Annotated in this window: 11 protein-coding genes and 1 rRNA gene; 9 read left to right on the top strand and 3 right to left on the bottom strand. The window is 73.9% G+C overall.

Going from position 1 to position 14,045, the window contains the following annotated elements; translation table 11 throughout:
- Positions 1 to 116: ribosomal RNA gene (gene rrf / locus QSK15_RS22820) — 5S ribosomal RNA — on the top strand.
- 90 nt (positions 117 to 206) lie between these two features.
- Here rrf and QSK15_RS22815 read toward each other — a convergent pair.
- Complete coding sequence (locus tag QSK15_RS22815) at positions 207 to 2,024, bottom strand: hypothetical protein (RefSeq protein WP_285796189.1); 1,818 nt, start codon at positions 2,022 to 2,024, stop codon at positions 207 to 209.
- Between QSK15_RS22815 and QSK15_RS22810 the strand changes: the two genes are divergently transcribed.
- Positions 2,013 to 2,939 carry a tetratricopeptide repeat protein gene (locus QSK15_RS22810; RefSeq protein ID WP_285796202.1) on the top strand — a complete coding sequence of 309 codons (927 nt, stop codon included), beginning with the start codon at positions 2,013 to 2,015 and terminating at the stop codon, positions 2,937 to 2,939. The genes QSK15_RS22815 and QSK15_RS22810 overlap by 12 nt on opposite strands.
- On the top strand, positions 2,936 to 3,967 hold the full coding sequence (locus tag QSK15_RS22805; protein ID WP_285796188.1) for an HAD-IIA family hydrolase: 1,032 nt from the start codon (positions 2,936 to 2,938) through the stop codon (positions 3,965 to 3,967). The genes QSK15_RS22810 and QSK15_RS22805 overlap by 4 nt, the downstream gene beginning before the upstream one ends.
- Before the next feature lie 4 nt (positions 3,968 to 3,971).
- Here QSK15_RS22805 and QSK15_RS22800 read toward each other — a convergent pair whose 3' ends face one another.
- Positions 3,972 to 4,310, bottom strand: a complete 339-nt coding sequence (locus QSK15_RS22800; RefSeq protein WP_030334914.1) for an SCP2 sterol-binding domain-containing protein — start codon at positions 4,308 to 4,310, stop codon at positions 3,972 to 3,974.
- A gap of 111 nt (positions 4,311 to 4,421) precedes the next feature.
- Between QSK15_RS22800 and QSK15_RS22795 the strand changes: the two genes are divergently transcribed.
- The 5 genes from QSK15_RS22795 to QSK15_RS22775 all read left to right on the top strand — a co-directional run bounded on the left by QSK15_RS22795 (position 4,422) and on the right by QSK15_RS22775 (position 11,043).
- Entirely contained in the window at positions 4,422 to 5,015 is a 594-nt protein-coding gene (locus QSK15_RS22795) for a phasin family protein (RefSeq protein WP_285796187.1), read from the top strand.
- Positions 5,012 to 5,287 (top strand): hypothetical protein, encoded by a 276-nt coding sequence (locus tag QSK15_RS22790; RefSeq protein ID WP_285796186.1) that lies wholly within the window; start codon positions 5,012 to 5,014, stop codon positions 5,285 to 5,287. Before QSK15_RS22795 ends, QSK15_RS22790 begins: the two co-directional genes overlap by 4 nt.
- Positions 5,288 to 5,325: 38 nt before the next feature.
- Positions 5,326 to 6,186 carry a TlyA family RNA methyltransferase gene (locus tag QSK15_RS22785; RefSeq protein ID WP_285796185.1) on the top strand — a complete coding sequence of 287 codons (861 nt, stop codon included), beginning with the start codon at positions 5,326 to 5,328 and terminating at the stop codon, positions 6,184 to 6,186.
- Positions 6,187 to 6,277: 91 nt separating this feature from the next.
- A complete protein-coding gene (locus QSK15_RS22780; RefSeq protein WP_279519850.1) occupies positions 6,278 to 7,162 on the top strand; it encodes an NAD kinase in 885 nt (294 codons plus the stop codon).
- 158 nt (positions 7,163 to 7,320) lie between these two features.
- Positions 7,321 to 11,043 carry a S8 family serine peptidase gene (locus QSK15_RS22775; RefSeq protein WP_285796184.1) on the top strand — a complete coding sequence of 1,241 codons (3,723 nt, stop codon included), beginning with the start codon at positions 7,321 to 7,323 and terminating at the stop codon, positions 11,041 to 11,043.
- Between the two features lie 80 nt (positions 11,044 to 11,123).
- On the opposite strand, the gene QSK15_RS22770 is transcribed toward QSK15_RS22775, so the two are convergent.
- Positions 11,124 to 12,143 (bottom strand): helix-turn-helix domain-containing protein, encoded by a 1,020-nt coding sequence (locus QSK15_RS22770; protein WP_285796183.1) that lies wholly within the window; start codon positions 12,141 to 12,143, stop codon positions 11,124 to 11,126.
- Between the two features lie 89 nt (positions 12,144 to 12,232).
- Between QSK15_RS22770 and recN the strand changes: the two genes are divergently transcribed.
- Positions 12,233 to 13,990, top strand: coding sequence for a DNA repair protein RecN (gene recN, locus QSK15_RS22765; protein WP_030334901.1), 1,758 nt, complete (start codon positions 12,233 to 12,235; stop codon positions 13,988 to 13,990).
- The last annotated feature ends 55 nt before the right edge of the window (positions 13,991 to 14,045 follow it).

The following is a 14,045-nucleotide window of genomic DNA, read 5'->3' as shown; positions in this document are numbered from 1 at the left end:
ACGGCGGTCATGGCGGAGGGGAAACGCCCGGTTACATTCCGAACCCGGAAGCTAAGCCCTCCAGCGCCGATGGTACTGCACTCGTGAGGGTGTGGGAGAGTAGGACGCCGCCGGACAAACTTCCAGTCGAGGGCCGCCCCATGAGGGTCGGCCCTCGACTGCGTAGCGCCATTGGTGGCGCAATCAGGAAGGATGTACCTGTGAGTTCAGGACCGCAGGGCGGAGACCGTCCCCGTCGTTACGAAGACCGTACTGACGGTGCGGGCGGACGCGACCGCGGCCCGCGCCGCGATGACCGAGACCGGCCTCCATACCGGGGAGACCGCGACAGCGGCGGCGCCCGAGGCGGATACGCCGGCGGCCGCGACTCCGGCTCCCGTGGTGGTGACCGGGACAGCTCGCGCTCCAGCACCCCGCGTGACGGCGGCTTCCGCGGCGGCGATCGCCGTGACGGCGGCTTCCGCGGCGGTGACCGGGACGGTTCGCGTTCCAGCGCCCCCCGTGAGGGCGGCTACCGCGGCGGCGACCGGGACGGGTCGCGCTCGGGTGCTCCCCGTGAGGGTGGGTTCCGCTCCGGACCTCCCCGCGAGGGTGGTTTCCGTGGCGGTGACCGGGATGGTTCGCGTTCCAGCGCCCCGCGTGAAGGTGGCTACCGCGGTGGCGACCGCGACAGCGGTTTCCGTGGCGGTGACCGCCGTGAGGGTGGGTACCAGGGTGGTGACCGCACCCGCTCCGGCCCGCCGCGCGAGGGTGGTTTCCGTGGCGGTGACCGCGACGGTGGTTTCCGTGGTGGTGACCGCGACGGTGGTTTCCGTGGTGGTGACCGTCGTGAGGGTGGTTTCCGTGGCGGTGATCGGGATGGTTCGCGTTCCAGCGCCCCGCGTGAAGGTGGTTTCCGTGGCGGTGACCGCGACGGTGGTTTCCGTGGTGGTGACCGTCGTGAGGGTGGTTTCCGTGGCGGTGATCGGGACGGTTCGCGTTCCAGCGCCCCGCGTGAAGGTGGCTACCGCGGTGGCGACCGCGACAGCGGTTTCCGTGGCGGTGACCGCCGTGAGGGTGGTTTCCGCGGTGGTGACCGTCGTGAGGGCGGGTACCAGGGCGGCGACCGCACCCGCTCCGGCCCGCCGCGCGAGGGTGGCTTCCGTGGCGGTGACCGCGACGGTGGTTTCCGCGGTGGTGACCGTCGTGAGGGCGGTTTCCGTGGCGGTGACCGTGAGGGCGGCTTCCGCGGTGGTGATCGCCGTGAGGGCGGCTTCCGCGGTGGTGACCGCGACGGTGGTTTCCGTGGTGGTGACCGTCGTGAGGGTGGTTTCCGTGGCGGTGATCGGGACGGTTCGCGTTCCAGCGCCCCGCGTGAAGGTGGCTACCGCGGTGGCGACCGCGACAGCGGTTTCCGTGGCGGTGACCGCCGTGAGGGTGGTTTCCGCGGTGGTGACCGTCGTGAGGGCGGGTACCAGGGCGGCGACCGCACCCGCTCCGGCCCGCCGCGCGAGGGTGGCTTCCGTGGCGGCGACCGTGAGGGCGGCTTCCGCGGTGGTGACCGCGACAGCGGTTTCCGTGGTGGTGACCGTCGTGAGGGTGGTTTCCGTGGCGGTGATCGGGACGGTTCGCGTTCCAGCGCCCCGCGTGAAGGTGGCTACCGCGGCGGTGACCGTCGTGAGGGCGGGTACCAGGGCGGCGACCGCACCCGCTCCGGCCCGCCGCGCGAGGGTGGCTTCCGTGGCGGTGACCGCGACGGTGGTTTCCGTGGTGGTGACCGTCGTGAGGGCGGTTTCCGGGGCGGCGACCGTGAGGGCGGCTACCGGGGCGGAGAGCGTACCGGCGGTTCCCGGGCCGACGAGCGGCCACGTCGCGAGGGGGAGTTCCGTCGGGACGACCGCGCGGGTGGCTCCGAGTCGTTCGAGGGTGGGCGGAGTTCGGCCCCGGCGTTGCCGGACGACATCGTCGCGACCGACCTCGACAAGGACGTCCGCGCCGAGTTGCTCTCGCTGAACAAGCCGGTCGCCGAGACGGTGGCCCGGCACCTGGTCGCGACCGGGCAGCTGATCGACGAGGATCCCGCCGAGGCGTTGGCGCACGCGCTGGCCGCCCGGCGGTTGGCGTCGCGCATCTCCGCCGTCCGTGAGGCGGTCGGTCTGGCCGCGTACCACGCGGGGGAGTGGCAGTCGGCGATCGCCGAACTGCGCACGTACCACCGGATGAGTGGGTTGCAGAGTCACCTGGCCGTGCTCGCGGACTGCGAGCGGGCTCTCGGCCGGCCGGAGCGGGCCATCGACCTGTTCCGTGGCGCGGACCGGGAGAAGCTGGACCAGGCCGTGGCGATCGAACTGTTGATCGTCGCCGCTGGGGCACGGGGCGATCTCGGGCAGAAGGACGCCGCGGTCGCGATGCTCCAGGTGCCGGACCTCACCAGCGAGGCCACCGTGCCGTGGACGGCCCGGCTGCGGTACGCGTACGCCGATGCGCTGCTCGCGGTGGGTCGGCGCGACGAGGCCCGCGAATGGTTCTCCCGCGCCGCTGACGTGGACACCGAGGGCGAGACCGACGCCGCCGAGCGGCTGCTCGAACTCGACGGCGTGGTCATCGAGGGCGACGACGAGGACGAGGCCGCCGAGGAGATCGCGGCCGGCCCGGGCGCTCCGGGCGCGGTGCCGACCCGACCCGACGCCGACCTGACCGGTGACGAAGACGACGACGAAGACGAAGACGACGCGGACTTCGACGACGACGAGGAGGACGCCGCTGTCGGCCGTCCCGGCGACGACGAGGGCTTCGACGACGAGGACGAGGACCGTCACCCGAGCGGAGGCGGTAACGCCGACCCGGGCACCGCTGGCGACAGCGGTGTGACGTCCGGCGACGCGGCGAACGGGGACACGGCGAACGCCGCCGGGACCGTGCCGGCCGGGGGCGACGAGTCAGGGTCGACGCAGCGGTGAGCGCGGGCGTGGGGGAGCGGCTGGTCGACGGGTACACCCTGGTCGTTTTCGACTTGGACGGCGTGATCTACCTGATCGACCGGCCGATCCCCGGCGCCGTCGAGGCGGTGGCCCGGCTGCACGCCGAGGGACGGGCGGTGGCGTACGCGACCAACAACGCGTCCCGCCGCTCCAGCGAGGTCGCGGACCTGCTGACCGGAATGGGTGTGCCGGCCCGGCCGGAGGAGGTCCTCACCTCCGCCGCGGCCTCGGCCGAGTTGCTGCGTGACCGGCTGCCCGCCGGCGCGTCGGTGCTGGTGGTCGGCGCGGAGGCGCTGCGCGCGGAACTGCGGGCGGTCGGTCTGACCCCCGTCACCCAGGCCGACGAGAAGCCGGCGGCGGTGGTGCAGGGGTACGGCCCGCAGGTCGGCTGGGCCGAGTTGGCCGAAGCGTCGATCGCGGTGCGGGCGGGTGCCATCTGGATCGCCACCAACACCGATCGGACCCTGCCCAGTGGGCGGGGTCCGCTGCCCGGCAACGGTTCGCTGGTCGCGGTGCTGCGGACGGCCCTGGAACGGGACCCCGACGTGGTGGTCGGCAAGCCGGAGCCGGCGCTGTTCGAGACTGCCGCCAAGCGCAGTGGTGGCGGGCAGAGCCTGGTGGTGGGTGACCGGTTGGACACCGACATCGAGGGTGCCCGCCGGGCAGGGCTGGACAGCCTGCTCGTGCTCACCGGGGTCAGCGGCGTACCAGAGCTGCTGGCCGCCAAGCCGCAGCGGCGTCCCACGTACGTCGCGAGGGACCTGGCGGGGTTGTTCGACCCGGCTGCCGCCGTGCGGGTCCCGGGCCCGGCGGACGCTGGCGGCTGGTCCGTGACCGACCGGGACGGCACGCTGGAGCTGGCGGGGGCCGGTCGACAGCTGGACGCCCTGGCGGCGCTCTGCGCGGTGGCCTGGTCGGCGCCGGCGCCGGCGCTGCCGAAGATCCGTCCGGTGGGCCCGGACGCGGCCCAAGCGATGGAGAGCTTCGGTCTGACCGCGACGGCGTGAGTCGTCAGAGCAGCTTGCGCAGCTTCAGCAGGTCGAACGGATTGGCCTTGATCGACACCCGGCGGGAGGTCACCGCGTTGGTGACGTCCAGGTCGCCGCGGACCAGGGCGAGCAGGTCGTCGCTGGACGTGCTCAGCGCGATCTTGGCCTTGGGATCGTCGCCGTCGGTCAGCTCGACCAGCCGACCACCGGTGATCCGGCCGTGGAACGCGGTGTCCAGGTCGGTGATCCGGCAGGCCAGCGTCCGGTCCAGGTCGATCCGTTCGCGGACCGTCTCGGCGTTGCGATCCAACCGGGCGGCCAGCTCCTGCAACGCCTGGCGGCACTCGTCCACGCTGGCCACATCTCCCCCTCGCTGATCGCCACGCCGTCCTCGGCACCGTACCGCACGGACCCGTCCGGGGTGCCCGGTAGCGTGACACCTGCACACCCCGCCCCGTGGAAGGACTCAGGCATGCAGGACGCGTGGCGCGCCTACCTCGAGCTGGCCATGGGCCTTGCGGAGGCGCCTCGGAAGAAGGCCCAGGACGTGGCACGTCGCCTCGTCGGCTCCGGCGGCGCGACCGCCGCCCAACTCCAGGCCCTCGGCGAGGAACTGCTCACCACCAGCGCCGCCAACCGGGAGGCGTTGACCAAGCTGGTCCGCTTCGAGGTCGACCGGGCCCTCGGCGCGGTCGGTCTGGCCACCGCCGACGAGGTGGCCGAGCTGACCCGACGGGTGCACGACCTGGAGCGGCAGCTACGGCAGGCGCGGTCCGTCGACGCGTCGACCGCCGGCCCGACGGCACCGCCCGACCCGACTGCCGCCGCGCGGCCCGGCACCGGCCTCGTGCCGTCCGACGCCCCGGCCGGTGCGCCGGTCTCCGCGCCGGTGGCGAAGAAGGCGGTCGCGAAAAAGGCGGTCGCGAAGAAGGCGGTCGCCAAGAAGGCCATCGCGAAGAAGCCGCCGGCGGCGGTCAGCCGGAGCGCCGACGAGGACGTTCCGACGCCCGCGGCGATGCCCGCCAAGAAGGCGGTCCGCAAGCAGCGGCCGGACGACGCCGAATGACCCGGCCCGTCCCACCGCCCGGCGGGTCCTTCCCGGCCCGGCCCGGCCCGCCCACAGGCGGCTCCTTTCCAGCCCGGCCCGGCCCGCCGGCGGGTGCCCGCCCCGGGCCGCCGCCGGAGTTCGGGGATGACGAGACGCGACACCCGGCGGTGGACGCCGCCGTGCAGTCCCTCGCGAACGCGGCAACGCTCGCCCCGGCCGACCAGATCGCCCAGTACGAGGCGGCCTACGAGACGCTGCGGGAAACCCTCGCCACCATCGACCAGACCTGAGCGGAACGACCAGGCCTGAGCAGACCGGAGAACCACCCATGGCACGTCGTAACCGGCTGGACGCCGAACTCGTCCGGCGCGGTCTGGCCCGCTCCCGTGAGCAGGCCGCCGCGTTGGTGGAGGCCGGCCGGGTCCAACTGCGGGGCGTGGTCGCCCGCAAGGCGGCCGCGATGGTCGACCCCGCCGACCCGCTCCTCGTGACCGGTGCGGACCCCGCCGAGGAGTACGTCTCCCGGGGCGGGCACAAGCTCGCCGGGGCGCTGGCCGCGTTCGCCCCCGGTGGGTTGCGCATCTCCGGGCGGCGCTGCCTGGACGCGGGCGCGTCGACCGGTGGGTTCACCGACGTGCTGCTGCGCGCCGGCGCGGCAGAGGTGGTGGCGGTGGACGTCGGGTACGGGCAGCTCGCCTGGCCGCTGCGCACGAACGAGCGGGTCCGCGTTCTGGAGCGCACCAACGTTCGTACCCTCGACGCGGACACGATCGGCGGCCAGGTCGATCTCACGGTGGCCGACCTGTCGTTCATCTCGCTGCGGTTGGTGCTGCCGGCGCTGGCCGGCTGCACCCGCGACGACGGTGACCTGGCGCTGATGGTCAAGCCGCAGTTCGAGGTCGGCAAGGAGCGGGTCGGCGCCGGCGGTGTGGTCCGCGATCCGGAGCTGCGCGCCGAAGCGGTGCTGGACGTGGCCGCGACGGCCGCGCGGCTCGGCCTCGGCCTGGCGGACGTGGCGGCCAGCCCGCTGCCCGGGCCGAGCGGCAACGTGGAGTTCTTCGTATGGTTGCGCCGGGGCGCACCACCGGCCGACCCGCAGCGGGTGCGGGACGTGGTGGCGGCCGGGCCGGACGGCTCGACGACGACCGGTGACGTGCCGGACGTGGCGGCGGAGGAGGTCGCAGGGTGAACGCGCGTAGCGAGGGCACCGCGACGACGCGCGGTGCTGGCGGGGCGACGGTGTCGGGGTGCCGCCCGGTCCAGGACGGGCGGGCGACCCGATGAGCCGGACCGCGCTGCTGGTGACCCATACCGGTCGTCGGCGCAGCACCGAGCACGCCCGGTCGGTCGCCGCCGACCTGATCGACGCGGGTTTCGAGGTACGGGTGGTCGCCGACGAGGCCGACGACCTCGACCTGCCCGGCGTGGTGCCGGTCGCCGGCCCGCAGGCCGCCGAGGGCGCCGAGATCGTCTTCGCGCTCGGTGGGGACGGCACCTTCCTGCGCGCCGCCGAGCTGGCCCGGCCGGCGAAGGCGCCGCTGCTCGGCATCAATCTCGGCAAGGTGGGCTTCCTGGCAGAGGCGGAGATCGACGACCTGGACACCGCTGTCCGGGACGTCGTCGGCCGCAACTACACGGTCGACGAGCGGCTGACCCTGGATGTCACCGCCGAGTTCGACGGCGGGCCGACCATCGAGTCGTGGGCGCTCAACGAGATCAGCATCGAGAAGGGCGAGCGGGCGCAGATGCTGGAGCTGCTCGTCGACGTGGACGGCCGGCCGCTGTCCCGCTACGGCTGCGACGGTGTCGTCTGCGCCACGCCCACCGGCTCCACCGCGTACGCGTTCTCCGGTGGCGGTCCGGTGGTCTGGCCGGAGGTGGAGGCGCTGCTGCTGGTGCCGATCAGCGCACATGCGTTGTTCAGCCGCCCGCTGGTCACGGCCCCGACGTCCACCTTCGTGATCACCGTCGACCCGTTCACCACCCTCGCCGTGCTCTCCTGCGACGGCCGGCGGGTCTACGACCTGCCACCCGGCGCGCGGGTGACGGTGCGCCGCGGCGCCCTGCCGGTGCGCATCGTGCGGCTGCGCCCCCGCCCGTTCACCGACCGGTTGGTGGCCAAGTTCGACCTTCCCGTGCACGGGTGGCGCGGCAGCCGCCGGTGACCGTGGCACACACTGTCGGTGGATGTGCGGTGTCCACCTGACGACATGTCGCCGCTGCGGCGGCTGGCGACTAGTGACCTGGTGACGCGCGCCGTCGCAGACTCCGATCGGCCCTCATCTACGGATGGTGGGCCTGGAGGAGTAGAGGAGCGCATCGCATGCACTGGTCCCCCCGCTGGCTCGCCGTCGGCGCGGTCGGCGCGTTGGTGGTCGGCGTCGCCGCACCGGCGTCCGCCGACCCGCCCGCCCGGCCCACCGGCCCGACGTCGGGCACGCCCGCCCAGCACGCACCCGTCCGCATCACCCTGATCACCGGCGATCAGGTCGATCTGGTCCAGGCGGCACCCGGTCGGGTCGCCGCCACCGTCCGCCCCGGCCCGGGGCGCAACCGGATCACCTTCCAGACCGTCGAGGCCGACGGCGGGTTGCGGGTGCTGCCCAGCGACGTCGTGCCGTACCTCTCCGCCGGGGTGCTCGACCCCGACCTGTTCGACGTCCAGGAGTTGGCGGCCGACGGGTACGGCGACGCCGCGCAGGCCACGTTGCCGCTGATCGTGCGCTACCAGGAGCCGGCCGCCGGACGGGTCAGGCCGCTGGCCGGCGCCACCGACGCGCGTCCCCTGGAGAGCATCAACGGCGCCGCGATGCGGGTCGGCAAGGGCGAGCTCGGTGGTCTGTGGACGTCGCTGCGCGGCGTGCCCGGGCAGCGGGTCACCGCCGGCTCACCGGCCCGGCTCGGCGCGGGTGTCGCCCGGATCTGGCTGGACGGGAAGGTCCGCCCGACGCTGGAGCACAGCGTGCCGCAGATCGGCGCCCCGGCCGCCTGGGCCGCCGGCCGCGACGGTGCCGGGGTGACGGTGGCGGTGCTCGACACCGGCGTCGACGCCACCCACCCCGACCTGGCCGGTCGGATCGCCGAGGCGCAGGACTTCTCCGACAGTGGTAGCGCCCGCGACGGCCACGGGCACGGCACGCACGTGGCCGCCACCATCGCCGGCAGCGGGGCGGCGTCCGACGGGCGACGCAAGGGCGTCGCCCCGGGCGCGCGGTTGCTGGTCGGCAAGGTGCTCGACGACGCGGGCTCCGGCTACAGCTCGTCCATCATCGCGGGTATGGAGTGGGCCGCCCACTCCGGCGCGAAGGTGGTCAGCATGAGCCTCGGCGGCGACCCGACCGACGGCACCGACCCGATGAGCCAGGCGGTGAACGACCTGACCGCCGAGACCGGCGCGCTCTTCGTGGTCGCCGCCGGCAACTCGGGTGCCGCGCGTACCGTCGGCGCGCCCGGCGCGGCCACGGCGGCGCTCACCGTCGGCGCGGTGGACCGCGCCGACAACCTGGCGGAGTTCTCCAGCCGGGGCCCACGCCTCGGCGACAACGGCCTCAAGCCCGAGATCACCGCGCCGGGTGTCGGCATCGTCGCCGCCCGGGCCGCCGGAACCGCCATGGGTACGCCGGTGGACGACGCCTACACGACCGCGTCGGGCACCTCGATGGCCACCCCGCACGTGGCCGGAGCGGCGGCGATCCTTGCCCAGGAACACCCTGACTGGTCCGCCGTGAAGCTCAAGGACGCGCTGGTCAGCACCACGAAGGCGAACCCGGCGTTGACCGTCTTCGAGCAGGGCGCCGGCCGGGTCGACGTGGCCCGCGCGCTCGCCCAGCGGGTGTACTCCTCCGCCACCGCCGACTTCGGTCGGCTCAGCACCGGTGGCGCGACGGTCGAGCGGACCGTGACGTACACCAACGGCGGCACGACCCCGCAGACCCTGCGGCTGGCCCTGGAGTTGCGCAACCTGGACACCCGCGCGGCCGAGACCGACGGGGTGGCGGTCGGCGGTACCGAGGTGACAGTGCCGGCCGGCGGTAGCGTCGCCGTGCCGCTGCGGGCGGACCCGGCGAAGCTGGACCGGGGGGTGCACGGCGGGTGGCTGGTGGCCACCGGCGCGGACGGCGTCGCGGTGCGTACCGCCGTCGCGCTGACCCTCAGCGGCCCGCTGCACACCGTTACCGTGAAGGCGCTGGACATGAAGGGGCAGCCGGGTCTCGCGTCGGTGCTCACCCTCTTCGGTGAGCAGCCCGAATCCGACTGGCTCGGCTGGGTCGGCGGCGAGGTGCAACTCCAGGTCGAGGAGGGCCCCTACCTGGTCGAGGCGTTGATCGAGCACGGTGCCCCCCTGGACGAGCAGATCACCCTGGTCACCGACCCGGAGCTGCTGGTCGACCGGGACCTCACCGTCGTGCTCGACCCGCGCAAGGGCACCCCGGTACGGATCGAGACGCCGAAGCCGACCGAGCAGCGGTCGACGATCAGCTTCTACGAGCACCGGGTCTTCGGCAACGGCCGGCAGGTCGACCACGGGGTGATGACCTACAGCACCATCCAGCAGGTCAACGTCACGCCGACCCGCCCGGTACGCCAGGGCGAGTTCGAGTTCGCGTCCCGATGGCAACTGGTCGCTCCGATGGTGGACGCGAAGATTAGTGGGGTGTCCGGTCCGCTGGACATCAACCTGATGGGCTACTCGCCGGCGCCGGCCGACCGACGCAAGCTGCCGCTGGTCTGGGCCGGCACCGGCACTCCCGCCGAGCTGACCCGGGTTCGCGGCGCGGCGGCGCTGCTCACCGGCAGCCCGGACGCCTCGGAGGAGGAGCAGATCGCGGCGGCGGCCGCCGCCGGCGCTGCCGTGGTGTTGATCGTCCGGCCGGCGGACTTCAGCGCGTGGACGGTGTGGCAACCGCTCGGGGAGCGGCTGCCGATCCCGTCGATGGTGGTGGCCTACGACGACGGGCAGCGGCTGATCGCGGCGGCCCGGAAGGGCCGGGCGACGCTGGACCTGACGTTGACGGTGGACAGCCCGTACCTGTACGACGTGTGGCAGGTGTCGAAGGGTCGCGTGCCGGAGCGGATCACGCACACGGTCACCGGGAAGAACACGGCCGAGGTGACCGCCAGGTACGGCGACGTGGGCGGTACGCCGTGGGCCAGCGAGCAGCGGTTCGGCTGGCGTCCGTGGCAGGAGACCTCCTGGAACGACGACCAGCGCCCGGTGCGTACCGGCACCACCCGGCAGGAGTTCGTCAGCGCCGGGGACAACTGGTGGCAGCACCAGGTCCTGCACAAGGTCACCTGGTCCTGGGGGCGGCTGCTCGGCGGGCTCACCCAGCAGCCCCGGCAGTACGCCGCCGACGACCGGGTCGCCGAGACCTGGCACGCGCCGGTGATCCGACCGGCAGTGCCGGCCGGCGGCGGCGTCCCCGTACCGACGCGTACCGGGGACACCCTGAACCTGCGGGTGGCCGAGTTCGTCGACGCTGACGGGAACTTCAGGGAAGCCGGCGGCAGCGAGGAGTCGGACACCGTCGCGATCCGGGTCAGCCGCGACGGGCAGCAGATCGCCGACCTCTCCGGCGGCTGGGCGGCGGTGCCCACCACCGAGAAGTCGGCCCGCTACCGGCTGGACCTGACCACGCAGCGATCCTCGGACGAGTGGCGCTACGGCACGCGGACCGACACCGCCTGGGAGTTCACCTCGGCCCGACCGGCGGGCGACGCCACCACGCCGTTGTCGCTGTTGCAGGTGGACTACCGGGTGCCGGCCGACCTGTCCGGCACGGTCCGCGGCAACCGGTCGCACCAGGTGGGGCTGACCCTGCGGCAGCCGGCCGGGGTGCCGGCGCCGACTGGCACCAGCGTCCGGGTGCAGGTCTCCTTCGACGGGGGCGTCACCTGGCGCAACGCGCCGACGAAGGGGTCGGGCACCCGGTACACCGCGACCGTGCCGGCGGGGCGCGGAACGGTCTCGCTACGGGTGCACGCCGCCGACCGGGCCGGGAACACCGTCGACCAGACCGTGCTCCAGGCGTACGGGCTGCGCTGATACGGCGAGGGCGGGGCGGCCTGGCCGTCCCGCCCGGTCTGCCGGGGTCCGCCGTCGGTCGACGGCGGACCCTTGCGGCGTCAGAGCCAGCCGCGGCGGGCGACCTGGAACGCCAACCCGGGCCGGGTGTCCACGCCGGCGGCGGCCATCAGGTCGGCGATGCGCCGTTGCACGGTCCGCCGGCTCACCCCGAGCTGGGAGGCGATGGACTTGTCCGGTACGCCCGCCACGAACAGCGACAGCAGCCGCGCCTCGTCGGCGTCGGGCTGGTAACCGTCGCCCGGATGGCAGTCGGGCTCCGGCCGTCGACCCTCGGGGGCCGCGACGGCGAGCGGGTCGTCGAGCCGCAGCCGGGTGGCCACCCGCCAGTGACTCTCGAAGAGGGCGAGCAGGGCGTCGAGCAGTTGACTGCGCCCGATCACGGCGGCGCTCGGTTCGCCGCCGTCACGGTCGGGCACCAGCGGGCAGATGGCGGTGCGGGCGTCCACGATGGCCAGTCGGACCGGCAGCCGGTCCAGGACCCGGGCCTGCTCACCGGCGGCGACGCCCTTGGCCAGGTCGGCCAACGCGCCCGGCTCCAGCAGCAGGTCACGCTCGTAGATGGCCCGGTAGCTCACCCCACGGGCCAGCGCGTCGAACTCCTCGACGTTCTCCGGGCCGGCCATGGCCAGGGGGTTGGCCCGGCAGAACCAGAGCACCTCGGTACGCGCCGAGTTCTGCAGGTCACGCAGGCGGTCCCGGAGGACCCGGGTGCCGGTGATCACCTCCACGAGGTGGTCGACGTGGTGTCGGCGCAGCCCGGAGCGGTACTCCTCGGCCAGGTGGGTGACCAGCCGGCGGGCCGCCTCCAGGTCCTCCTGGCGGCGCAGCAGCGTTCCGCCGAGGGCGACGTCCGGTGCGGTCGGGCGCAGCGGGGCGTCGGGGTCGTTGTCGGTGGGCTGCACGAGGCCCTTGCCGCGCAGCGCCTCGACCTGGGCGACGACCTGCTCACGGGGGCGGTGCAGTCGATGGACCAACTCGTCGATGCGGGCCGTGGTGAGCTGGAGCAGGCAGCGGTAGAGCTCCTCCTCAGCCGGGGTCAGGCCGATCACGTCCAACACGGGGCAGAACTGTACGTCGGCCGGGTGCGGGCCGTGCCCGGGCCCGTCGGCTGGTCAAGTGTCGGGCCTCGCGTCTACTGTCGGTGGCTGTGCTGGAAGAGCTGCGCATCACCGGGCTGGGCGTCATCGAGGACACCACGCTGCCGTTGACCGGCGGCATGAACGTCATCACCGGCGAGACCGGTGCGGGCAAGACGATGGTGGTGACCGGCCTTGGCCTGCTCTTCGGTGGCCGGGCCGACGCCGGGCGGGTCCGCGCCCAACCGGGCCGGGCGGTGGTGGAGGGGCGGCTGCGGCTGCACGGGCGGGTCGCCGACGCCGTGCACGCGCGGATCACCGAGGCCGGTGGCGAGCCCGACGAGGACGGCACGGTGCTGCTGAGTCGTACGGTCACGGTGGAGGGGCGCTCGCGGGCCCACGTCGGCGGCCGGAGCATGCCGGTGTCGATGCTCGGTGAGGTCGGCGAGCAGGCGGTGGCCGTGCACGGCCAGTCCGACCAGTTGCGGCTGCTGCGCCCGGCCGAGCAGCGGGCGGCACTGGACCGGTTCGCCGGCCCCGCGCACGAGAAGCTGCTCGACGCGCTGCGGGAGGCGTACACGGGGTGGCGTCGGGTGGTCGACGACCTGGCCGACCGGCGGCGCAACGCCCGCGAGCGCAACCAGGAGGCCGACCTGCTGCGGCTGGGCCTCGACGAGATCACCCGGGTCGATCCGCAGCCCGGTGAGGACGACGAGCTGAAGACCGAGGCGCAGCGCCTGGAGCACGCCGAGGGCCTGCGGACGGCCGCGCAGATCGCCCAGCAGTGCGTGGCCGGCGGCGCGGAGGCCACCGACGAGACCCCGGACGCGGCGGCGCTGCTGGGCACCGCCCGGCGGACCCTGGAGGCGCAGTCCGGCACCGATCCTGCGCTCGGTGAGCTGGCGGCCCGCCTGGAGGAGGCGGCCACCCTGGTCACCGACGTGTCCGCGGAGCTGTCGACGTACCTGGCGACGCTGGACGCGGACCCGGCCCGGTTGCAGCACGTCTACGAGCGGCGGGCGGCGCTGCGCGCGTTGACCCGCAAGTACGCCGACGACGTGGACGGGGTGATCGCCTGGGCTGACCGGGCGCGCACCCGACTGTCCGACCTGGACATGTCCGACGACGTGCTGGACGAGTTGGAGCGGGAGGGCCAGCGGCTCGCCGTCGAGGTGGCCGACCTCGCCGGCCGGGTGTCCGCCTCCCGGCAGGAGGCGGCGATCCGCTTCGCCGACCAGGTCACCGTCGAGCTTGCCGGGCTGGCCATGCCGCACGCGCGGATCGAGGTGGCGGTGCTGCCCCGTCCGGCCGGTCGCGCGGAGCCGACGTTGGCCGTCAACGGTGTCGAGGTGGGTGTCACACCGGACGGCGGTGACGAGGTGGAGCTGCGGTTGCTGGCCCATCCGGGTGCGCCGTCGTTGCCGTTGCAGCGCGGCGCCTCCGGCGGTGAGCTGTCCCGGGTGATGCTCGCCATCGAGGTCGTGTTCGCCGGCTCGGGCGGCCCGCCCACACTGGTCTTCGACGAGGTCGACGCGGGGGTCGGCGGTCAGGCGGCGGTGGAGATCGGCCGCCGGTTGGCGCGGCTGGCCCGCAGCCACCAGGTGCTGGTGGTCACGCACCTGCCGCAGGTGGCCGCGTTCGCCGACCGACACCTGGTGGTGGCGAAGGACACCGGCGGCGCGGTGACGACGAGCGGGGTGCGGGTGGTGGAGGACACCGAGCGGGCCCGGGAGTTGGCGCGCATGTTGGCAGGTTTGCCCGATTCGGATCTGGGTATCGCCCACGCCGAGGAGTTGCTGGCGGTGGCCGCCAAGGAAAGGCGGTTGTGACGCCGCGTATTGTGAGCGCAAGCACACCGGCTTGTGCCGGTGTGTGCTTCCCTGG

It is taken from the genome of Micromonospora sp. NBRC 107095 (assembly GCF_030269705.1).
In the GTDB taxonomy this organism is placed as follows: domain Bacteria; phylum Actinomycetota; class Actinomycetes; order Mycobacteriales; family Micromonosporaceae; genus Micromonospora; species Micromonospora parva.
The sequence above is the reverse complement of the archived record's forward strand: the minus strand, read 5'-3'. Positions and strand labels throughout refer to the sequence as shown.